Origin of the sequence: Petrocella atlantisensis (assembly GCF_900538275.1) — a bacterium.
Taxonomy (GTDB): domain Bacteria; phylum Bacillota; class Clostridia; order Lachnospirales; family Vallitaleaceae; genus Petrocella; species Petrocella atlantisensis.
Genome location: NZ_LR130778.1, coordinates 326,737 through 347,269 on the forward strand (window position 1 = coordinate 326,737; position 20,533 = coordinate 347,269).

Here is a 20,533-nt window from a genome sequence, read left to right on the forward strand (position 1 = left end):
ATTAGGACATTTTCAGGTGAAATGCAAAAAACACAACCTAAGTGGTTGTGTTTAATTACTAAGCGGTTTTGTAAAAACAAGATAAACTTGTTGAATATGGATATATTTTTTTATTTCATGTTGATGAGACCTTTAAAAGTCTTCGTATTTCGTCTGCTGATGGGGATATGTTCCTCATAGTTTAATAATTTAACCGCATAGGTAGTGTTGAACCATGGAATGATTTCTTCAATAGCATCTAGGTTAATAAGAAAGCTTCTATGGCAACGAAAGAAGTTCTTCTCATGCAATTGTAATTCTAATTCGCTAAGTGTTTCTAAGACCATATACTCTTCATTTTTTACAAAAATCCTTGTTTCATTGTCATTTGTGGTGCAAAAAAGGATATCCGACTTACTGATCAAATAGATTCGATCATTTTTCCAAACCGGCAATTTATCGTATCTGGGTTGGAGTGTACTGGATATTAATTCTTTGATGGATAAGGCTTGATGACTTCGGTTATCCAGTTGGTCATGAATTCTTTGAATGGTTCGATCAAACCGTACCTCGCTCAGTGGCTTCAATATGTAGTCGATGGCATGAATATCGAAGGCCTGTAGGGCATGTTCATCAAAAGCCGTCGCAAAAACAATAAGTGGTGGATGCGGCAATTTCATGATTTCTCTTGCCAACCTTAAGCCATCCATTTCAGGCATAGAAATATCTAAGAACACAACATCCACCTTGGTCTTGTGGAGCTTAGTCAGTGCAACCATGGGATCCGTGTAGGTGCCAAGGATCCTAATATCTTCATAACTTTTAAGCAAGTAACTCAGTTCTTCTAGTGCCGGCCTTTCATCGTCAACCAGTAAAACTTGAATCATAACACGTCACCACCTAAAGGAAAAATGAGAACCATGGAGGTGCCTAAGTTAACCTGACTCTCGATTTGTAGGCTCGTTCCATAAATACTTTTTAGACGGTTGTTGACATTTGTAATCCCTATACCGGCTGTAGGATCAGACCCCTCCAAAATACCTTTGATTTTTTCTTGGGTCATGCCAACCCCATTATCTTTAACCTGTATGTAGATGGTCTGATTTTCTTTATAAGCATGGATTTCTAATTTGCCACCTAATTTGGTCGACATAATGCCATGTTTCAATGCATTCTTAACAATGGGCTGTAGAATCAATGGCGGTACAAGACATTCCGCATCTGCCTCAATGTCAAAGACCACTTCAAGACGTTCAGAAAATCGTGCTTGTTCTATACTCAAATAGCTTTCAATATGTTTTATCTCCTGTGAAAGAGGAATGATCTTTGACCAGTAAGGGTACCACGATACAGGCCTTTAATTTACAGGTCGTATCCGAGCATTCAATATCGGCTTGGTATTGACCGATAATATAACTTTTAGAAACCATGGCTTTTTTGGTAATACTTGTATATATGTGACTACCTACTTGATGATGGTCATTGCCAACACCAACATGGGCCAGAATCGTCTGTGTATTGGTAAAAGAAACCGCGTCCACACCTGTAGCTTCATAAATAATCTTTGCAGCAGCCAGACTTGATTTTTCAGTTAAGCCATTTCTAAGAATAGGCAGGGTTTGATTGGCAATACTAAGCGCCAACTGTGCTTTCACTGCACCTATACGATCGTTTTCTTCATAGATTTGTTGAATCAATAGAATAAAAGCAGCCGTACCAAAGGCATTGATAAAAGTCATAGGCAAAAAGATCAGTTGAACCAAATCCAGGGCCTGAGAAAAGGGCCTAGCTATAAGGAGGATCATAAGCATTTGTAGCGATTCAATGAGAATCGCTAGTAAAAAGCCAAATATCCATTTGTTGGGCTTCGTATCCACATATTTCTTGAAGAATCCGGCAATCACCCCACCCAAAATGGTAGAGATTCCACATGCAATGGCTGTAAAACGACCTACAGGAATGATCATTCGGTGAATACCTGCAATCAAACCCGCACCAATCCCAACAGCCGGACCACCAAACAGTCCGGCCACAATAACACCGATCGAACGGGAATTTGCAATGGCATCATCCACTGGTATACCCGAATAAGTGCCGATAATGCCCATAAAACCAAATAAAAAAGAAAATAAGACCTTGTCCCTTAGGGTTAACTTTTTTTTAAGAATATAGCGCTTAAAAAATGTGGATTTGGATAACAAAAAAGCAGATAAGACAATAATACCCAGTTTATTAATAAGACTTTGAGACAGTTCAATAAGCATAGTATTCCTCGTATTCTTAGGTGACATTATGATTTAAAGATAACATTTTCAATACAATCCATAATCACGAATACCAAATATCTCTTACAACTCAAAATAGCTTCTAATATTCGGATTATATTGCTTCGCCTTAATCTCACACAGCAGTTCTTCCAGTGATGATAGCATTGCTATGATGCAAAGGCCAATCAATACAATATTCATATCTATGATTAAGAATAAATAGGGTACAAAAAACAAAACAAGTCCTGTTGCTTTGTTAGATATCAGATGCAAGGCAGCAAATTGACGAAATCGCATCGCACCGACAATATATGCCGTTATCCGTATCAAACCAATAATAATTGCAAAAATCCATATCCACCTAGATGCAGATAGCCATAACACAGGTCCCAGTCTGTAGAATACAACAATAAACAGCACCATATCCGCTATACTATCAAGTCTTGCACCCATATGACTCTCTGTCTGCATGCTTCTTGCTACGATGCCATCTAATACATCTGTTAAGCCACAATATGAGTAAACCAGATAGAACCCCCATGAGAGGGGTGTAATAAAAAACACAAAAAAAGCCGCTAATATTCTGGTAAAGGATAGAATATTGGCCAAATGCCTGATGATCATACATGACCTCTCAACTTTTTATATACGACCAAAGCGTCAGTACTTATTGAATTATAGGATTGGTCTTGGTTTCTGATTGGTTTTCTTAACAGATTTTGGTTTTTTCTTATGAAACTTAATGCCACCATCCACTATTTCCATTAGTGGTGTCTCACCAGGATTATATCCTAGTTGCTCTAATAGCTCTGCCGGAATATTGATTGTTCCATCATCATTCACTGTAAATACGCCCAAACTCTTCATCTAATTATAACCCACTATTCCCTTAATATATTATCAGTTAACTCTATTATATAACAACAAGTATTAAGATGCCATGAAAAATATTGAATTATTTCAGGTGGATGTTATTTCCAAACGTATGATGACCCTAATATTTTTTAATTTTTCCTATCATTATCGTACACATTGATGGATTGACGACTCAGCTTAATCTGATCGAGTTGATCATCTTTTTCGTGGTCTAACTCATGTTTATATTCTTCAACATCTTTTGAAAGTTGCTCAAATTCATTATCTACAAGCTCTAGAATCCCAGCCAAACGGTAAAATCGGCGCTTCAATTCTTTTGGCAAGACTCCATTGAATTTATAATTTCAATCATGTTCCACTTCCGACCAAGCATGTTGCAATAAAGTTCTAACCTGTATTTCAAATTTTAGTTTTTTGAGTTTCTTATGTTCAGGTATGATCGCATCATCCTTTAGCTCAGCAATATAGTGGACCGATAAGTAACCAAATCTATCCACTTCAATGGTCTCGATGATACCATTTCATATGCATGTTGTGATGTCATAACCCAACTCTTACATCCATGCAAAAGCAAGGCGGGACAAGTTGATGCAATCCAGTCTTCTTTCCAATTTCCATTTAACAACTCTTGAGATTGTGCAATATGTTCCCCATCAAATCTAAATCCCCATCCCTCTTTTCTTCTAATACACTCTCTAAAAAATAGGTATTATCAGTAATGTTATTATTTTTTAAAAAATCTCTTATTTGCTTAATAGTAGAAAACCTTTTAGGCCATGATTTTGCAAGTGCAATTAATGGTGACCCATTACCACCAAAATCATTGTAAGATAGTTGAACATTGTTTGTAGTAAAAAATCCTCTTACAGCCATTAATCTACCTCCAAAAAGTTGTAAAATATTACAATATTCAAAGACACTAGGCATAGCTTTTAAATTGCCTTCTATCTTGTGATAATCTTCTTATATTTCGTAACAGCAGATATACCAATCTATCAAAATTCTGCTCTAATATTGGAATTTGTCCAACCTATCAAATAGTAATCTAATTACTTGATAGCAACAATACGACTACTAGCCGTTTTCAATAGACATTCCCATATTAATTAATGTTTTTGCCACAAGTATTAGCCATATAAGCGCCAAAATCCCACCCGGTGTAGCCATGATAACAGCAAATTCTTGAACTAATGGTACAAATGTAACGAGTACAACGTAAATGAGTAATAATGAGTAACCAATAATCCCAATATATGAAGTCTTTTTACCGAAGACACCCCCATTTAACATAACTAATGACAAACATAAACTAGAAAATGTAGACATGCAGAAGCCAATAAAAACACCAAAGCCACCATGTTCTCCTCTAACTAACAACGCTTCTCCTGCCGAAGCTAAGTACATCTTTTGAATCTCATCTGTTTCGCGAAAGTATTTATTGCTTAAATCTAACATTGATAATGCAGTATTATTTGAGACAAAAATAATTACACCAACAATTGATATTATTAATGCTACACTTGCATAAGGGGCACGTTTTTTTCTATGAACAGCGAATAGGCCAAAGTAAACCAGAATCATTATAAAAGAGAGAATTAAGTTGACGAAATCTAAATGATATAGCCCCATAAACCAATTATTATGAAATTCTGCAAATCTTTCGATTGCTGTTTGTGGCAAATCTGTAACATTACTACTAGAAATTGTACCAAAAATTATGTCAAACAGCGTTACGCCAAAGGCAGCCAATGCTGCGATTCCACCCATTAAATAAATCTTCTTCCACTGCTTTTCATTAAAATCTTTATTCTCCACAATCTAACCTCCATCACTATTGTTTACTTTCATTGCTCCCAAGTGGCCAATTCCTGCCATAAAGATTCTTCTTTCATAACCAAAAAATATTCATATAAACGAAAAAGACAACAAACTCTAAATTTTTATACTGTTCTTCTTAACTTTTCAACTGCTTCGTTAATTTTTTTATTGCGTCTAATACTTGACCAATTAACTATTGCTGTTTCAATTAAATCTAATTTCTTCGAAACACATATAGATTTCATCTGCTCTATAGCCTGCTTTCCCCCCATCCATGGGAATGGGAAAAATTGTGTAACAAAACAGCTTACTTTTTTATTGTGTAAAATTGAACTTTGTGTCATAAAAAATGCCATAACTGGTGAAAGTGCGAATCCCCTTACTGGTGCGCCGAAAATTAAAAAGTCATATTCATTTATAATAGGGACTTTTGTTAATCTGACTTTACTGGGTTCTCTCTCGTCATCGTTAATAGCGATTATTTCTTCAATATTTACTAAATGTCCATCTGCAATAAAATTTTTCTTCAATTTTTTTGCTACTTGCAATGTATTACCAGTTTTTGAGTGTACAATTATTCCAATCTTCATAAGAACCTCCTGATATATTAACTTATATTTAGCATCAAGCTCTGTGTTTCCAAATATTAACCTGATTTAGAAAACAACACGTTATTTTACCAACTAATATTAGTGACTTGCAGAATGTTACCTTCATACCCATAATCGCTAACTGCTTAATTTTTTTTAAGTAAATAATCTACAATGATTTCGATGTCTCTATATACATTTTCTTCTGTTAATTCCATATTATAAGAAAAGCTCAACGTCATCATGCCGTGCATTGAATAAATAAATATTTTAGCTATTACCTCTAGGTCTTCTATGCTAATTATTCTTTTGTTAATAAATTCTTTGAAAGTATCAGCCCATATCTCATCATAATTAGGCTCTTCAACAGCAGTACCATGTTTATTTTCTGGCTTAATTAATTGATATAGGTAAAAAAATCTAAATATATTTGGATTATCGAAATAGTAGCTAATATATATTTTAAAGATATTCTTTATCCCCTCCACATCATACTTGGCTATATCAATTCTACTTTTTACTATTTCAATTAAATCCAATACCATCATGGATTTTGTTTCCCATAGCAATTCATTTAGGTCAGTGAAATAATTGTATATTGTTGCATAAGAATATCCTGCGGACTCAGCAACTTTTCTAATAGTTACTTTTTCAACACCTTCATTAGTGATTATTTTTTTGGCCGCATCTAAGAAAAAACCTTTAATCCTCTCCCTCTTAATCATTCTTTTATCGACTTCTTTTGCTTTCATTTAAACCACCTCACTATAAATAACTAACACTGTCCAACTACAAACAAAATTTAAGAATCAAAAATAAGAGCTCTATATAATAATCATTAAAATTATCATATATATAATTTATTATCAATGATAATATTTTTTATGATTTTTGTCAATACCTTTAATGCACATAAATAAATTTTTATAAACAAGTTTTTATTGCATTTAAAAAGTGCATTCATAAGGTGTTGTTTTTCCCGTTAATAAATTCAATAACACATAAGCACTACGGCAAGACAAGTGAGCAATTATATAATGGCATGGACAAGGTCTGTGAGTAAGGCATGTTCAGATCTCACGGTCAGAAACATAAATCAAGTTATAAAAGCAGATAATTGAATACGGTTTTTTGCATTGTCCATTCACATACACCCCAAGAAAAAAAGCCCTCGGTTTCCCTGGGCTTCATCCTTTATGCTTTTTTATGATACTTTTCCCCATCCTAGCAATAAGGACAGTGGTCTTTTCCAATATCATACTTCTCTAATATCTTTTCAATGTCTTCAAGTTGAATTAATTTTCAACTTTTCTATATGCAGTGTCAAGCTCTCTTAAGTTATAATCCCTAACCTCCGGTACAAAGATCTCCTCTTTACATTCAGCACAATAAGCTTCTTTACCTACATACAAAATCATTTTCCCTTTAATTTCTTTTTTCTTATCAATCATCTTAACATTGTAATCAACCGTGTCACGGCATTTCTCGCAAAATCCATTCATTCTATTTTCCTCCTTATAGTGCAGCACACTCCTCATCTGCAGTATAAAACCCAACAAAACAGGCAATGTGCTCTGATATGTTTTGTAAGTTAGATCAACTTTATGGTACGTAAGATTTTTGAGTCCACTTTCAATCCGTTTTCGAGGGATGAAAGGCTGGCGTCATTTTGTGATTTTATTTAATCTTCTTCTTTTTCTAAGAATATGTCCCCTAGAATCTCAAGCATTTCGTCGAAGCTTGTACTTCTAATACCCAAGTTCTTCAAATCAGGTTTATCTTCTTTGATTTGTTCAATGAACTGTATAACATCCTTTTGTATTTCTGCTGAGAGTTCAATCCTACTTGTTGGAGATACATTAGCCAGAAGCCTAAAAACGTCATTTTTATGTTTCTTTATGTTTTTTGTATCGATATCCTCTCCGACTTCTTTTCTTTCTTTCATATCCAACCATGCTTTTATCTTAAACAGGATGACTGTTTCGATTTCAATGAGTGAATAGCCATCCACCGTAAGTTTCCCTTTTATTAATAGTTTGTAATACTCATCGTTTAATAATATTGCAGAGAGGCTGACGATGCTATCATCAATGTGAATAGGCGTTAGACCCCTATCGAAACTAAGTTAAATTTCATTAGGAAACTTACTGAATAGTTCAATCATTTTAGGAAAGGATGAATTCTTCGGTTCAGTAAAACGGTAAAATTGATTCTCATCCGTTCCCTTCTCACGATGCTCATAACCTCCATCTTCTATGAACTGCCAAAAGGTGTCCCCAAAAGAAGAATCGAGGGCTTCAATTATGAGTACCATATCCAAATCCTTGGTTGCTCGAAATGGAGCCCCAAGTTTATCCATAAGTATATCGCAAGCTGTTCCTCCAATAAAGACGTATTGACTTGTATGATTTTCAAAATACTTTTTGAATTTTTCTAGTCCGTGTACCATGGCTCGCCTCGCAAGACTTCTTCTAGCGCTTGCTCAACCCTTTCATCAGTTTCTTCTTTCAAAGACCCATACAAGGACATTAGGTCCACATAGTGCCTATCAGTAAAAAGTCTAGGATCATAGTCCCAAAGCTCTAGCTCCACCAGTTTTGTATCTTTTATAAAGTCCTTATTTTCAACAATTTCAACCTGCTCTTTATTCAACTTATTTCTCTCTATTGCCATTATCGGATGACTCGGTGGATTAATCATAGATAATCCTGCCAATGCATCCAGTCCAGCAGTCAAAGCATCTAAAGGCTTTGTCTTTGTGTAAATGATTCTTTTCACTGGGGTCTTTAGATATTCACGTCCCCTGAGAAAGTAATCCGGATCTGGAATCCTCTTATATTCCTTGCTACGCCCCGTCTTTCCTCCAACTTCATAGGTGACGAGGTTCGCATGGAATAGATCATTTAACGCCCTAGAAGCTGTCATCTTATTAAAACCTACCTTTTTTGCAAACTTAGTCGTGTTTACAACTTCCTCTTTATGGTACAAGAAGTACAAATACGCAATCTGCGCAGGAGTTGTAAAACCCGTCACTTTTTCTTCAACATATTCTTGCGCTTTTTTCATATCAAGCCCCAAGAATGGCAAGTACATCTGTCCATCTTCAATCACAAAGGCGATTCGATTTTCAATTAGACTTTTTCTTCTATACCTAGTGATATCTTTGTAGAATAGAACAATTTGACGATCTGTTTGATTTTTAATTTGCTTCATATGCTTTTGAAGCTGATCGATATTCGGCATCTCATCAATAACTTCTAGTAAAATACACCGTGTTCCAAGAATCGTCATCTCATAAAAGTTATAGCTATCCCTTAAAAAAATTGGAAAATCATTCTTTTTTAGCCACGGTTTTATGGTAAGATCTTCATCGATATTTTCTTTTAAATAAGACTCTACAGTCATAACCAATTAAACCACCTCCTAATGTAACATTTAGCTCTTTAAATATAACACCATCACTGTTATATTGCAAGTTATTTTGTTACATTAGGCTAATTTTCCTTTTTTGATTGCGGTGAGGTAAAAACTACTATTTGAGCAGCTTAAGAAGATCCTCTAAAGGCTCATAGCCATTATCGTTAAAAACATACTTCAGCACCTCTCCATCGTTAGTAGCCGTAATCAGCCCTAGCACCTGACCTGGGTTCTTCTTAAATGTCATGGGCAACTCACCAAAGAACTCGGACCCGAAGGATGATTCAATAAAGTCCAGTTCATTAAGATGGATTGTCCTGATGAAGTTCAAGATGTTAAACTTGATCTGTTCTTCCAGGCTTAAGTCTCCAGCTTTCAACATTTTCTTTACTTCTATTTCTGAATACTTCAATTGGCCATCCCCTTTCATTTCACTTCCTATACTTATCCTCAATCACCTTGTAATGTTCGTGCTTAATCTTATCCCATTCGGTCTTCTTGTAGTCAAGATCTTTAAGTCTATCATTAATCCAATCAGGATTGTACTCCCTGAAATTCCAATCCTCTACCCAGTCTTTCATAGCACTATGCTCTGGATGCTTGAGATCCCTATAGGCTTCTAAAAATTCATAAAACCCATGGATACCACCGACATCTTCTGGCGGTGCTGTCTCAGCTCCATCAAGTAGCGTTGGGTATCCAAAGTAATAATCATCAACAATCTCTTCAAGTCTTATTGTAAACCACCAATCGTCACCAAAATCATAGTGGTATTGAATCTCTTTATACTTTTCCAGGTAATCATCAATCTTCAGTCCAGTAGGCTTTCTTACCTCAATCTTTAATCGCTCCTGATGATTCTTTTCAAACTGAAACATCTTAGGACCCATAGATTTCAGCCGCTCTTCATAATACTTCTTGTTCTTTATGTAGTGTTGATGCTCCATATATGCTTCTTCATTATCTGTGACGATTCTATTCTCTTTAGGAAGATCAAACTCAAAAAGATGATAGCCTCCACCTGGATAGCCACTTTGGAAATTGGTCACGTTCTGAATAACATCATGAAGCCTTTTATATGTAGCACCAGCCGGCATAATGACTCTTCTCCAAATTAATGGATTTGATTCTTCAAGTTCTATTTTGATTATATATGATTTCATTTTAGTTCATCACCTCTATTTGTACTCGCGTATTTTAGTAAAAAGGATTAATATATCTTTTGTACATGCTTTCTAATTCTGATATGCTGAAGTTCTCAATCAACTCTGGGGAACACTCATACAATAGTTGATATAAAATGATCTGCTTCACGGATCATGCATGAACTTGGATTCCTTGAGTCGGTAACTTTAACTTGACCATATTCATAGCTTATTATAATACTAGAGCCATCATTTCTATGAATCGTCATATGTTCCTCAGGTCGTTCAAAGACCTCCATAGGCTTTTGCAAATTATTTAAGCGCTTATACTCCGATAACGGAATAAAAAATTCTAATTTAGAGATAACCCTAGCTTTCTTTAGAGGTTTGGTTCTCTGGGTACCATTCATGTTAATCCAACTGTCTATGTACTGAACGGTTTCTGTCATTTTTTCAATCGTTTCAGTAATATCATCTATCTCTTCGATTCGTTTACCTTCCAAAACACCTAGAACAATTTTCTTATAATCATCCATAGGAATCAGGTCCATAAACTTTAAAATCTGAGAGACATCATGCTCATACCATCCGAGTTCAGGATCAACTTTGGTGGAAAAAATCGCATTCCAGTGTTCATTTGGTGTTTTTATGTTCATCATTTTGCCTAACATATTATGTACCTACCTCCGTGATATTATATTTTACTCTGAAGGAACGTCGACACCCTCACCATGGTCTCATTGCGCCTAAACATGGCTCGATATACCACTATCTTATCACAGCAAAAGAACCTTTTGCAAATTTCTTGATGCACAACAAAGGTCAATGACTCATCCTCATCACTCTCTTAATTTTCCTCAGTACTTATCTCATTAAACTTATCTTGAATTGTATTAATGCGAATACCCTTACTCTATCATAATTGTGCCATAATTATAGTGTATAAATAATATATGGCAATTAAGCCACAACACACACATAGACAATTTCAGGAGGACAAAAATGAAAAAAATCATATCATTATCATTATTGAGTCTACTAATTATTGCATCATCAAGTACTTCATTTGCAGCAAACAATGTTTCCAGGATGGCTACAACTAAGGGCGGACTTCATGTCGCACAATGTGCCCAACAGATGGACTTAGGCGTATCAGAGTGCCTGCAAATGACTGAGTGCATAAACTAATACAAACACATATAAAATCTCTAAACCAAGCAGCTCCTCACTATAGTGGGGAGCTGCTTGGTTTATCTCTTCCATTTCACACCCCATTGTTACAGCCATTCCTTACCTAAAATTCTTCCTTCAGCTCCATATCATTCACCTCTAATGTTGCTTATCTAAATAGATATTCATCCAAATCTTTAAGTGCATCCTTCAACTCTGAATTTCTTTCACTTTGGATTACTTACTCTAAGAAAATAGCATCGTCATCCGTTGGTTCTCTTTCCAAAGAATATGATAAATCCAATACACACCAGAACAAGAACGATTTTTTCTTTATCAAATGACTCTTTATCAGCGTCCAATCCTGAACGTCTAAATTCAACAAACTTTTTCACTGTCTTATCATTAGAATAAAAAAATAAACTATATCCAGTTTTCATAAATAAATCACGCATTTCTTTTTGAACTTCAAGTGTATCTAATTTTTGCATATAATCTTTATCCAGCATCTTTGTCGTTACATATTCTGCAAAATTACTAAAAAGTTCTGCCTAATGGATATGTAAAGCACTTTCATAAATCTTTAATTTCTCCAAATCTGATAACAATGAATACTCAAAACTTGTTTCTGATTTATTTAAGCTTGTTTCTATAATTGATTTTATCAACCAAACCAATAGTCCTGAAGGTATTCCAAAAATGCCAATACTACTTATTATCTGAGTCCAATCAATAGTCATCGCTTTACCTCCCTATCTGCATTACAATATAATATATTCTGAAACCTTTATTTGTTTAATAATAAACACTAATCATGTAATTATCATTACCAAGCTTGACTGTAATGTGAAGTCCTGATTATTCAATCTGAGGAATCACATTCTCTAACTTATATACTAATGTATTCTGACCATTTTTAATCTTAAACTTCACACTGTAGTTCTCATTGTTAAGTTCTAGCATCTGATATAAAATTCTTAATTCATGTTCCTTTAATTTCTCGTTAAGAATATTTTTTGATATTTCTCTATGTAATAGCCAATAATAGACTAGTGCTTCAATGGTTATAATAAGGATTAGTCCTAAAATAATTAATATCAAATATATCAATATGGAATTCACATACTTAGCAACTTGACCATTGTTTATTTCGTTAATTTGCGACATTTCATAGCCATTATTGTTTAAAAGTTCCTCAATACTATTTCGGAACGGTTGAATGATTTTTGTGTCTACTAATTGGTAGAAAAAAAATAAAGTACTGACATATATACCAAACAAAATAGTTATTAAACTTGGCAGTGACAATTGACTATAGATTTTCATTCTCTTATCTATATATATCATTCTATTGTATGCTTCTTCATTGGTAATTTTGTTGTCACAATAATGGTTATCAATTACATATTTTGCCTTTATAAACTTTTGGTACTTACTTGTCTTTTCTTTTGATAATATTATAAGATGTTTATCCAGTGTTTTAAAGTTCTCTTTAGTATTACTCTTCATATTATACCCCTTACAAGCTATTCTTCTACATTGGTGCATAGTTATTCATGTGAGTCTCCAGACTTTAAAAAACAGTTTAGATGGATTTCACTGTGAGCATTTGATAGACTAGATATATGTTTGCTCTTTATTTCATTAATTTTATTTAATAATGATTTCTTTAAATCCTTGTATACAACAAAATTGCCGTTTTTAATAGTTAGACCAACCTACCAAAAATCAAGTTTTTAAAAATGCTATCAATATAATTTGACCAGGTTGTTGTTCTTTTTTCGTTCCCGTTTTGAATCGTAAAATCTAATTCAAAACATTTTAATATAACAAGAGCAGAAACTCGTTCTAAGAAATCCATGTCATCATCACTCCTAAAGAAGTATGATGACTGCCCAGCATGCAAAAAATTATTTCGCGATAAATATAGTTTTTCCAAGGGTTCTGCAATTTCAAATATACTTCTACCTTCGTAATTAATCAATCGTGGTACAATAGCAGAAAGGCGTAGTCTTTTTTCATTGAATCCTTCCGTCAACAAAGATTCTAATGCTGTTATATAAAGCAATAGCGCTAAATCTACATCATTATGTTCACTTCTTTGTACAGTGGCTTTTCCAAATAATATTAGTGCGTTAACAAACTTATCTGTTAATTCATCAGGTTCTTTTTTCGTAACTGCATTAAACAATAAACAGAAAATCCTTTGATATTTCTCATCTGCAATAAAATCAATATCTATTTTACATTTTAGATGTGCATTCCAACTAAAACCATGCCCTCGACGCCAGCCATCTTTTGCTAAAATTGCAACATGGCTATTCTCCTCCTCCCATCCTTGTGCTAAACGGAATATACTAGATTCCATGCCGAATGATGAATGGATCAGCTTAAAAATATCTACTGAAAATTGAGCCAATTGATAAGCTAATCTATTTACATTTTCAGTTTGATTTTCGACCTTAATAATCATCATATTCGCTTCGAGGAAGTGTTTCGATCGGCTTTTACGGGTATGGTCGAGAGAGCTTTTCACCTCATCAAAATCAATATGTGTTATATCTGATATTTGCTTTAATATCTGTTGTTCATCTTTTTGTGTTAGAAGATGAAATTTATCAAAAGAAACATCTTTTTTTAATCCTGACCCTTGTAATGGGAATATCAAAAAATGTTCATCTTTATTTACATTGAAATAATCTTCAATATACAATATCAAATCGTCTAAATCCTCTTCAACAGTTTCTTTTTTTCTCAAAAATAATTCAACCGCAGAAACAAAAAAATCATTCGAGTAGAAAGGGTGCTTTATTAATACTGGATATAGCAAATCTAATAAATTAGTGAATGGCTTATCATCAAAGTCCAGCTCTTTATTGCCCTTATGCAAATAATAATGCTGCAAATCTCTATAGCAAGCTTCTATCTTTTTTCTATTTTTGCTGTTTATTTTGCACATATACTTTACCTCCTACGGTCAAGGCATTCCAATAACTACATCACATTCTAAGTTCTTTATGTATTCTTTAATCTTATTAATTTCTAGCTCAGCAGTTAGTGTCCAAGTGCAGCAGGTCGTTAGATCTCCTAGATTTACGAGATATTTTTCAACCATCAATAGTGATTAATTCACCTGTGTCCAAATTTACTTCTGATAATAATGCTTTCATTAGCTGTCCCCCTCATCTTTCTCAACTCAACCATTAATACAATATTCTGTGAATTCCCTTTGTATGAAAACGGACATCTGCTACTAAAAATATCAGTTCTTTATTACTGCCCATCTCGAAAGTCAGCTAAATACCTCTATAACCCCATCTCATTATCCCGTATATCACCCTTGTTACCGCTATACTCATATAAGATTCCCGTCCCCTTATGTGGTGGAATTGTATCTTGGTGACTAGTCTAACACCAAGGGATGTTGTTCCACCATCTTTAAACTCTGTAAACAGTCCTATGCACATAATCCGTATAAGACAAGATAATCTTCAATACCTTATCTGACACATTTGGCATGCTATAATCAGCTACTAATCTCAATGTGCCTTTTTCTTGAGTTTCTAACACTTCTAATCCTTGAAGAATTCTGTCTTTCTTTAGTCCTACCATCATCACAGATGCCTCTTCCATGGCCTCCGGTCTTTCATGTGCTTGCCTAATATTTAATGCTCTAAAATCAAGAATTGATGATTCTTCACTAATCGTTCCGCTATCACTAAGGACTGCTTTCGAATACTTTTGAAGTTTCACATAATCATTAAAACTAAGAGGTTTCATAGTTCTAATTAGGGGATTAAATGCAATCCCTTTAGCTTCTATCATATTTTTAGTTCTTGGATGAGTACTCATGATTACCGGCAACTGATACTTTTCTGCAATCGAATTTAAGCTTTCTACTAAATCCATAAAATTTTGCTCAGAGCTTATATTTTCTTCTCTATGAGCGGATACAACAAAGTACTTTTCTTCTTTAAGTCCTAATCTTTCAAGTACATCAGAACTTTCGATATCATCTTTTCTCGAACTAAGTACTTCAAACATTGGGCTACCCGTTTTAATGATTCGATCTGCCGGTATTCCTTCTCTTAAAAGATACTCTCTAGCTATATCACTATAGGTTAAGTTAATATCCGCGGTATGGTCCACAATCTTTCTATTTGTCTCTTCCGGTACTCTCTGATCAAAGCATCTGTTCCCTGCTTCCATATGGAAGATTGGGATATGTCTTCTTTTAGCTGCAATAGCACACAAGCAACTATTTGTATCACCCAAGATAAGAAAGGCATCCGGTTTTACTTCTTCTAGAATTGGATCAATTTTCACCAATATATTCCCAATAGTTTCCACTGCGTTTCCTGTAGCTGCATCAAGAAAATAATCTGGTTTCTTAAGATTGAAGTCATTAAAAAAAACTTCATTTAATTCATAATCATAATTTTGTCCAGTATGAACAAGAACATGATCAATAGCTTCTGACTCATTTAATCTATTAATAACGGCTGATAATCTGATAATCTCCGGTCTAGTACCAACAACTGTCATTACCTTTAACTTCTTCATCTGTTATACCTCCAAAAAGTATGTATCTGGTTTTTCGGGATTGAAGGCCTCATTAGCCCACATAATGGTTACCATCTCTGTCTCACCTAGATTCTCGATGTTATGTGTATATCCAGTAGGTATATCTACAACTGTCATCTTTTCTCCATTTACAAAGTACTCCAGTACTTCATCTGAATCGATTTTTCTAAAACGAATAATCCCTTGACCACTAACAACTAAGAACTTCTCGTTTTTTGAATGATGCCAGTGGTTACCTTTTATGATACCCGGCTTTGATATATTTACTGAAACCTGCCCTCTATCCGGTGTTTTAATAAATTCAGTAAAAGAACCTCTATCATCTACATTCATTTTTAAATCATAGCTAAACTGATTCTCAGGCAGATAACTTAAATATGTACTATAGAGTTTTTTAGTAAAAGCATCCGACATATTGGGAACTGATTTTTCTTCTCTACTTTTCTTGAATGAAAAAATCAAATCCGCTATTTCACCAAGTGTTATGGTATGAATCATCGGAACTTTGCAGAATAAATTATCTCTATTCTCATTACCCTCTAGCGCATGAATAAGCTCATTTATAACATCATCTATATATACAAGATTCATCACTACATCAGGAGTATTCATATGAATAGGTAGCTCATGTGAGATATTATAACAGAATGTTGCAACAGCACTGTTGTAATTGGGCCTGCCCCACTTTCCAAAAACATTAGGAAATCTATAGACCAATATCTTTGCACCGGTTTCTACCCCATAATCGAATAATAGATCTTCGCCTGCCTTCTTACTCTCTCCATATGGATTGTCTAGTTCGGCTTGTATTGAAGATGAAATCATTACAGGACAGGTATTCTTATATTTTCTTAGTGTATCGACCAAAATAGTAGTAAAGCCAAAATTCCCATCCATAAACTCCGACTGTTCTTTTGGTCGGTTTACACCTGCAAGATGAAATACAAAATCAGCTTCTTTGCAGTATTCATCAAGATGAGCAGGTTCTGTATCTTGATCAAATTCATAGATATCAGTATATTTCCTGTTTCTTAATTCTGCTATTAGATTTTTCCCAATAAAGCCCTTTGATCCTGTGACTAATATTTTCATTATCTACCCCAACTTTCCAGTTGTTCTCTTACATAATCCAATTGTAAAAGCCTCTCTTTAATTTGTTCAATGTTTAATCTTTCTGTATTATGAGAATTGTACTCATCTTCTGAAGAAAGCTTTTGATCGCCTTCCACAAAATACTTGTCATAATTAAGATCTCTTTTATCTGCCGGAACTTTATAAAAGCCACCCATGTCTTTTGCTACAACATGTTCTTCTTTTGTAAGAAGTGTTTCATATAGTTTCTCTCCATGACGTGTACCTATCACTTTTATTTCATTGTCAGCATTAAATAGTTCTTTTATTGCTTGTGCTAAGTCTCTAATCGTAGATGCTGGTGATTTCTGAACCATTATATCCCCTGCTTCAGCGTTCTTAAATGCAAATACAACCAGTTCTACAGCTTCTGCAAGACTCATCAAAAACCTTGTCATATTAGGATCTGTCACCGTCAAAGGTTGTCCGCTCTTAATTTGATCGATAAACAGCGGAATTACAGATCCTCTCGAGGCCATAACGTTACCATATCTAGTGCCGCAGATAAGGGTTTTTTCTGAATCAACTGTCTTAGCTTTTGCTACAAAAACTTTCTCCATCATAGCTTTAGATATACCCATTGCATTAATCGGATAAGCTGCTTTATCAGTAGAGAGACATATTACTTTTTTGACACCCATCTCAATAGCACCGGTAAGAACATTATCTGTTCCTAGTACATTAGTTTTGACCGCTTCAAGTGGGAAAAACTCACATGAAGGTACTTGCTTAAGCGCAGCAGCATGGAAGATATAATCTACGCCATGCATAGCATTTTTCACGCTGGCGAGATCTCGAACATCACCTATATAGAATCTCAATTTATCATTCTTATAAAGTTTTCTCATGTCTTCTTGCTTTTTCTCATCACGTGAAAAAATGCGAATTTCTTTAATATCAGTATTTAAAAACCTTTTCATAACTGCATTTCCAAACGAACCTGTGCCACCAGTTATTAACAAAATCTTATTTTTGAACATATTTTTTTTCCTCCAATTCTTTCTTACTTAAAAATTCATTTAGCCACATCGGCTGTATCAAACAATATAAACTCATAGCTATTATATTGGAAACTATTACTCCTATCCACGAGTTAAAAACTCCAACTAAAAACCATGCAATAGGGATTTTCACCAAAGCACCTATAGTAAAATAGATACTTTGTATCTTTAATTGCCCACAACCATTAGCTATACTAGATATTACGCCATTCCAGATTATTATGCTCCCAAACGATGCAAATGCAACAGCATATAGATAATTCACTTGAATCGCATTGTCACCAAGCCATATGTTAATACCATATTGCAGAAAAGGTATCATTACAAATTCACAAATAACCGCTAGAAGTGCCATTAATCTTAAAGTCCTATATAGCTTCTTTATCCATGTAAAATTTTGTTCAGAAAAAGCTTTTGTTACAGCTGACCAAATAGGAGTTAATGCTAATACAAAAACAGTACCTATTAGTGTGAAAAGTTTATTATAAATTTGGTATTCAACAACCATTTCAGGTGTACTGAACCAAGTAATCAAAAACTCATTAGTTGCAATAATGACCATGTACATGATTTGTACCCAAAAGAAGATGCCCCCTAACTTAATAACATCTCTTGCATATTTTATTTCAAAGAATTTTATTTCTGGTTTACACCCTCTTAATTCTTTTGTAAAAATAAAAATAGTGGATATAAGCAGTGGAAAATTAACAGCTAATACATTGACTACTGCCAACGATATTAAACTAGCTGATATGTCAGATGATTTTGCGAATGAAACATAAATTAAGGTAATAATACTAGTCAATAAACTCAAAAAATTATTCAAGGCCGACTTTTGCATAGCATACAAAATCGACGTTATTAGCTTAAATAAAAATTGAAGCATTATGCCTGAAAATACAATGCTTACAGTAATATTGAGAGTCTCTATTGACAAAATGTCATTTGGTATATTAAAAATCAAATTCCAATTAATAAACCTGAAGAATATGGCTGAAGACATTAAGGAGAATAATACAATAGTCCCAACCACAACATAAGCAGATGAGATATATTTTTTAATTCTTGTTTGATCTCTCTTTACTAGAGCAGGTACTAAATGATTCCTAAGACCATTACCAATTCCCAAATCAAAGGTAAGCACCCATGATAAAACGGATATTATTGTAAACCAAAGGCCTAAGATTTGCTGATTATCAAAATACCTCATATATGCAGGCATAGTGAACAATGAAATGACGAGTGCACCGCCCTTTACTAGAAAGGCTCCTATCGTATTGTATACAATTGCTTTATTATTCTCGTTTGTATTTAGAAACTTATTTTTTAATTTAAAGATATATTTTCTCATCTATTCTTCCAACAACTTTTTAATATTTTCTGTAAAATTCAAATTAAGTCTTCTAATTATTTCTCTACTATTATATGATTCACTTAAATCGATAGAGGTGATCGTGCTTGCAATAGCTTTAGGGTTGGGTTCATCATAGTAGTAAACTTCCTGTCCAACAGTAGAAATCTCTATCGTTTTTATGCGAACAGAAACTACACGTAATCCATTAGCCATATATGAAAGTATTTTTGATGGGAATGAGGTTTCATTATATGCCGCCTCAGGTGTTTGCGTGCTTAATCCTATATCACATTTCTGCAGAAACCGAATATATGCTTCTCCACTAAAAAGCCCATCATAAGTAATAGTTGCTTCCGTATTTTTTGATAATTCGTCTATCTTCTTTAATAATATACTTGTATCATCTTTAGAACCAAATCCAATGATATGGATATGATAATTCTTGGGAAGATATTCTGCTACTGCTGCTGCTGCTAGTGCCCCTCCCTTTCTAGGATCGAATGTTCCAGCATAAACCACATGGATTTTATCATCATTAAATTTGCATTTTCTATCTTCCTCTACTTGGTATGTTCCGTTTATTATTATATATGGTTTGTTTGCTTTATTGATACTATTATTTAGCAACTCAGTAGAAAAAATAAAACTGTCTGCACTTTCAAATAACTTATATTCACTTTTTGTCATGTATTTAGAATGAGATTGTATATCTTGATAAATTTCTTCAACTTCTAAAATTAATTTTATTTTTTTGAGATGCTTAACGATTCTAATTGGTAATGATAAACTTATAGAGTGGTACACAACAATTGGTTCGCCTTTTTTAGTATTAAATAACAAATAAAGCAATAATTGAAATAAGGAAAATATATATTTACAGATTCTTTGAATTTTATTTTTTGCTCCAAAAGATGCAAATATTCTTAGAAATACCCCTTCTATTGCATTAATAACTTCACCTTTATAGTAGCCTCGTTGATTATTAGTCCAACTTGGAGATATAAGCTCAACTTCATAATTATTTCTTCTAAAAGCACTGCAAATATAATCTATTTTATTGGTAGCGGAAATAGCCATTTGTCTATTTTGGCTACCAATAAAATCATTTGAATAAAAAGCTATATATTTAATTTGTTTAATAGCCATAATTTTTCTCCTCGACTGTATTAATCATAAATACCTTACAAATAATCCAACGTTT

Annotated in this window: 28 protein-coding genes; 1 reads left to right on the top strand and 27 read right to left on the bottom strand. The window is 33.9% G+C overall.

The genetic code is table 11. From position 1 onward, the window contains the following. Window positions 1-110 precede the first annotated feature (110 nt). From PATL70BA_RS01655 to PATL70BA_RS16370, 18 genes are all read right to left on the bottom strand, one after another. Window positions 111-866: a LytR/AlgR family response regulator transcription factor gene (locus PATL70BA_RS01655; RefSeq protein WP_125135741.1), complete on the bottom strand. Its 756-nt coding sequence runs from the start codon at window positions 864-866 to the stop codon at window positions 111-113. After that, window positions 863-1,261, bottom strand: a complete 399-nt coding sequence (locus PATL70BA_RS01660) for a sensor histidine kinase (protein ID WP_125135742.1) — start codon at window positions 1,259-1,261, stop codon at window positions 863-865. Before PATL70BA_RS01660 ends, PATL70BA_RS01655 begins: the two co-directional genes overlap by 4 nt. 7 nt (window positions 1,262-1,268) lie before the next feature. Then, the gene (locus PATL70BA_RS01665) at window positions 1,269-2,243 is read right to left on the bottom strand and encodes a LytS/YhcK type 5TM receptor domain-containing protein (RefSeq protein ID WP_172596057.1); all 975 of its coding nucleotides are present in this window, start codon (window positions 2,241-2,243) and stop codon (window positions 1,269-1,271) included. A gap of 84 nt (window positions 2,244-2,327) precedes the next feature. After that, window positions 2,328-2,870 (bottom strand): CDP-alcohol phosphatidyltransferase family protein, encoded by a 543-nt coding sequence (locus PATL70BA_RS01670; RefSeq protein WP_125135744.1) that lies wholly within the window; start codon window positions 2,868-2,870, stop codon window positions 2,328-2,330. A 51-nt stretch (window positions 2,871-2,921) separates the two neighbouring features. Continuing rightward, window positions 2,922-3,113: an AbrB/MazE/SpoVT family DNA-binding domain-containing protein gene (locus PATL70BA_RS01675; RefSeq protein ID WP_125135745.1), complete on the bottom strand. Its 192-nt coding sequence runs from the start codon at window positions 3,111-3,113 to the stop codon at window positions 2,922-2,924. Between the two features lie 137 nt (window positions 3,114-3,250). After that, window positions 3,251-3,445 carry a hypothetical protein gene (locus tag PATL70BA_RS01680; RefSeq protein WP_125135746.1) on the bottom strand — a complete coding sequence of 65 codons (195 nt, stop codon included), beginning with the start codon at window positions 3,443-3,445 and terminating at the stop codon, window positions 3,251-3,253. A gap of 21 nt (window positions 3,446-3,466) precedes the next feature. Next, the gene (locus PATL70BA_RS01685) at window positions 3,467-3,619 is read right to left on the bottom strand and encodes a hypothetical protein (protein WP_172596058.1); all 153 of its coding nucleotides are present in this window, start codon (window positions 3,617-3,619) and stop codon (window positions 3,467-3,469) included. Between the two features lie 121 nt (window positions 3,620-3,740). Next, on the bottom strand, window positions 3,741-3,995 hold the full coding sequence (locus PATL70BA_RS01690; protein ID WP_125135747.1) for a hypothetical protein: 255 nt from the start codon (window positions 3,993-3,995) through the stop codon (window positions 3,741-3,743). A 201-nt stretch (window positions 3,996-4,196) separates the two neighbouring features. Further along, window positions 4,197-4,937 carry a DUF4386 family protein gene (locus PATL70BA_RS01695; RefSeq protein ID WP_125135748.1) on the bottom strand — a complete coding sequence of 247 codons (741 nt, stop codon included), beginning with the start codon at window positions 4,935-4,937 and terminating at the stop codon, window positions 4,197-4,199. Between the two features lie 125 nt (window positions 4,938-5,062). After that, window positions 5,063-5,530 carry a flavodoxin family protein gene (locus tag PATL70BA_RS01700; protein ID WP_125135749.1) on the bottom strand — a complete coding sequence of 156 codons (468 nt, stop codon included), beginning with the start codon at window positions 5,528-5,530 and terminating at the stop codon, window positions 5,063-5,065. 146 nt (window positions 5,531-5,676) lie between these two features. Further along, window positions 5,677-6,282 carry a TetR/AcrR family transcriptional regulator gene (locus PATL70BA_RS01705; protein ID WP_125135750.1) on the bottom strand — a complete coding sequence of 202 codons (606 nt, stop codon included), beginning with the start codon at window positions 6,280-6,282 and terminating at the stop codon, window positions 5,677-5,679. Between the two features lie 543 nt (window positions 6,283-6,825). Further along, a complete protein-coding gene (locus tag PATL70BA_RS01710) occupies window positions 6,826-7,032 on the bottom strand; it encodes a hypothetical protein (RefSeq protein ID WP_125135751.1) in 207 nt (68 codons plus the stop codon). Window positions 7,033-7,211: 179 nt separating this feature from the next. Further along, the gene (locus PATL70BA_RS16420; RefSeq protein WP_243115946.1) at window positions 7,212-7,541 is read right to left on the bottom strand and encodes a hypothetical protein; all 330 of its coding nucleotides are present in this window, start codon (window positions 7,539-7,541) and stop codon (window positions 7,212-7,214) included. A gap of 114 nt (window positions 7,542-7,655) precedes the next feature. Next, entirely contained in the window at window positions 7,656-7,979 is a 324-nt protein-coding gene (locus tag PATL70BA_RS16425; protein ID WP_243115947.1) for a hypothetical protein, read from the bottom strand. Beyond that, a complete protein-coding gene (locus tag PATL70BA_RS01720; RefSeq protein ID WP_125135752.1) occupies window positions 7,964-8,935 on the bottom strand; it encodes a MarR family transcriptional regulator in 972 nt (323 codons plus the stop codon). Before PATL70BA_RS01720 ends, PATL70BA_RS16425 begins: the two co-directional genes overlap by 16 nt. Window positions 8,936-9,062: 127 nt before the next feature. Then, the gene (locus PATL70BA_RS01725; RefSeq protein ID WP_125135753.1) at window positions 9,063-9,377 is read right to left on the bottom strand and encodes a hypothetical protein; all 315 of its coding nucleotides are present in this window, start codon (window positions 9,375-9,377) and stop codon (window positions 9,063-9,065) included. A 1-nt stretch (window position 9,378) separates the two neighbouring features. Next, window positions 9,379-10,110, bottom strand: a complete 732-nt coding sequence (locus PATL70BA_RS01730; protein ID WP_125135754.1) for a plasmid pRiA4b ORF-3 family protein — start codon at window positions 10,108-10,110, stop codon at window positions 9,379-9,381. Window positions 10,111-10,226: 116 nt separating this feature from the next. Beyond that, window positions 10,227-10,751 (bottom strand): hypothetical protein, encoded by a 525-nt coding sequence (locus PATL70BA_RS16370; protein ID WP_197715778.1) that lies wholly within the window; start codon window positions 10,749-10,751, stop codon window positions 10,227-10,229. A 343-nt stretch (window positions 10,752-11,094) separates the two neighbouring features. On the opposite strand from PATL70BA_RS16370, the gene PATL70BA_RS01740 reads away from it, so the two are divergent. Beyond that, window positions 11,095-11,280 carry a hypothetical protein gene (locus PATL70BA_RS01740; RefSeq protein WP_125135755.1) on the top strand — a complete coding sequence of 62 codons (186 nt, stop codon included), beginning with the start codon at window positions 11,095-11,097 and terminating at the stop codon, window positions 11,278-11,280. 245 nt (window positions 11,281-11,525) lie between these two features. Here PATL70BA_RS01740 and PATL70BA_RS01745 read toward each other — a convergent pair whose 3' ends face one another. From PATL70BA_RS01745 to PATL70BA_RS01785, 9 genes are all read right to left on the bottom strand, one after another. Next, entirely contained in the window at window positions 11,526-11,753 is a 228-nt protein-coding gene (locus PATL70BA_RS01745; RefSeq protein ID WP_125135756.1) for a hypothetical protein, read from the bottom strand. A 60-nt stretch (window positions 11,754-11,813) separates the two neighbouring features. Beyond that, window positions 11,814-12,002, bottom strand: a complete 189-nt coding sequence (locus tag PATL70BA_RS01750; protein WP_125135757.1) for a hypothetical protein — start codon at window positions 12,000-12,002, stop codon at window positions 11,814-11,816. Between the two features lie 118 nt (window positions 12,003-12,120). Beyond that, on the bottom strand, window positions 12,121-12,771 hold the full coding sequence (locus tag PATL70BA_RS01755; RefSeq protein ID WP_125135758.1) for a hypothetical protein: 651 nt from the start codon (window positions 12,769-12,771) through the stop codon (window positions 12,121-12,123). Window positions 12,772-12,970: 199 nt separating this feature from the next. Next, window positions 12,971-14,221 (bottom strand): hypothetical protein, encoded by a 1,251-nt coding sequence (locus tag PATL70BA_RS01760; RefSeq protein ID WP_125135759.1) that lies wholly within the window; start codon window positions 14,219-14,221, stop codon window positions 12,971-12,973. 479 nt (window positions 14,222-14,700) lie between these two features. Next, window positions 14,701-15,825, bottom strand: coding sequence for a non-hydrolyzing UDP-N-acetylglucosamine 2-epimerase (gene wecB / locus PATL70BA_RS01765; RefSeq protein WP_125135760.1), 1,125 nt, complete (start codon window positions 15,823-15,825; stop codon window positions 14,701-14,703). A gap of 3 nt (window positions 15,826-15,828) precedes the next feature. Further along, entirely contained in the window at window positions 15,829-16,938 is a 1,110-nt protein-coding gene (locus PATL70BA_RS01770; protein ID WP_125135761.1) for a capsular polysaccharide biosynthesis protein CapF, read from the bottom strand. After that, complete coding sequence (locus PATL70BA_RS01775) at window positions 16,938-17,957, bottom strand: polysaccharide biosynthesis protein (RefSeq protein ID WP_125135762.1); 1,020 nt, start codon at window positions 17,955-17,957, stop codon at window positions 16,938-16,940. The genes PATL70BA_RS01770 and PATL70BA_RS01775 overlap by 1 nt, the downstream gene beginning before the upstream one ends. Further along, on the bottom strand, window positions 17,944-19,329 hold the full coding sequence (locus tag PATL70BA_RS01780; RefSeq protein ID WP_125135763.1) for a lipopolysaccharide biosynthesis protein: 1,386 nt from the start codon (window positions 19,327-19,329) through the stop codon (window positions 17,944-17,946). The genes PATL70BA_RS01775 and PATL70BA_RS01780 overlap by 14 nt, the downstream gene beginning before the upstream one ends. Beyond that, complete coding sequence (locus tag PATL70BA_RS01785) at window positions 19,330-20,478, bottom strand: glycosyltransferase (protein WP_125135764.1); 1,149 nt, start codon at window positions 20,476-20,478, stop codon at window positions 19,330-19,332. Window positions 20,479-20,533: the final 55 nt, after the last annotated feature.